The organism is Kitasatospora sp. NPDC017646, from assembly GCF_044329365.1.
Taxonomy (GTDB): Bacteria; Actinomycetota; Actinomycetes; order Streptomycetales; family Streptomycetaceae; genus Kitasatospora.
This window is the reverse complement of the sequence record NZ_JBIRJC010000149.1, coordinates 1-1,227: the sequence shown is the minus strand read 5'-3', so window position 1 is coordinate 1,227 and position 1,227 is coordinate 1. Positions and strand designations below refer to the sequence as shown.

General features: G+C 60.6%; 2 protein-coding genes. One reads left to right on the top strand and one right to left on the bottom strand.

Going from position 1 to position 1,227, the window contains the following annotated elements; genetic code table 11:
- On the bottom strand, positions 1-297 hold a 297-nt coding region (locus tag ACH4J0_RS43295; RefSeq protein WP_396246672.1), incomplete at its 3' end, for a ParA family protein.
- A gap of 282 nt (positions 298-579) precedes the next feature.
- Here ACH4J0_RS43295 and ACH4J0_RS43290 point away from each other — a divergent pair.
- Positions 580-1,227 (top strand): DEAD/DEAH box helicase family protein (locus tag ACH4J0_RS43290; RefSeq protein ID WP_396246671.1); only part of this gene is annotated, 648 nt, incomplete at its 3' end.

The window sequence follows — 1,227 nt, the reverse complement described above, 5'->3', positions numbered from 1 at the left end:
GGAGACCGCGTCCAAGTCGGCCAGATCCAGATCCGAGGGGATCACGCTGACGTGGTCCCACGTCGAGGTGTGCACCGCATCGGCTGCGCTACCGCGAAGCTCCTGAGCGAGTAAATTCGCGGCGGTCTTGCCTGCGAGCGGGTACTCGATACCGAGCGCCTCTGACGCGTTGCACTGCGGGTCGAGATCGATCACCAGAGTTTCGATCCCGCGGGCGCTCGCTGCTGAGGCAAGCCCGAGCACGGTGGTGGTCTTGCTAGACCCACCCTTCTGATTAACAACAGCAACCACAGTCATAACCAATACTCTAACAATCTAAATTGTTAGAAATAGCTATCTAGCATGCGTGTCGAACGACCAATCCCCAACAGTCTCCGTAGAAACCTCACTCGTTTCAGTCGCGCGGACAAGTAGTCGTCGAGCGCTGCCTCTCACACCCGTCCTTACGAGACCTAGTGATTCGTACGCCGTCTCCTAGGTGCGAAAAGAAATAGCACCTGCGCTGTTCCTCGACTGAGGGGTGGGCAAGGATGATCCGAGCACGTTTGTTGTCGCGGAGGGATTGGGTTCATGGGTTCAGTGCACGAGGTCATCGAGGCGTTTCGGCAGGCACCGTCGAATTCGGAGCGGGGCACGAAGTTCGAGCAGTTGATGGTCCGGTACTTCGAACTCGACCCACTGCTCTCGCAGCAGTACGAGAAGGTGTGGCGGTGGACCGACTGGCCGGGCCGCAAGGGCAAGCCCGACACCGGTATCGACCTCGTCGCCCGTGAACGCGACACCGGCGAATTCACCGCGATTCAGTGCAAGTTCTACGAACCCACCCACACCCTTGCCAAAGGCGACATCGACTCCTTGTTCACCGCATCCGGAAAAACGCCGTTCTCCAACCGGGTCATCATCTCCACCACCGACCGCTGGGGCAAGAACGCCGAAGACGCCCTCGAGGGGCAGTCAATCCCCGTGCAGCGGATCGGGCTGGCCGAGATCGCGGAATCGCCGATCGACTGGGACATCGCCTGGCCGCAGGGCGAGCTGCAGGTCAACCTGGCCGAAGCGAAACGTCACGAACCCCGCCTGCATCAACAGTCCGCCATCGACGCCGTCTTCGCAGGCTTCGAGGCCGGAAACGACCGCGGCAAACTGATCATGGCCTGCGGTACCGGTAAAACCTTCACCGCCCTCAAGATTGCCGAACGTGCAGCGTTGGAGAACGGCGGCAACGCC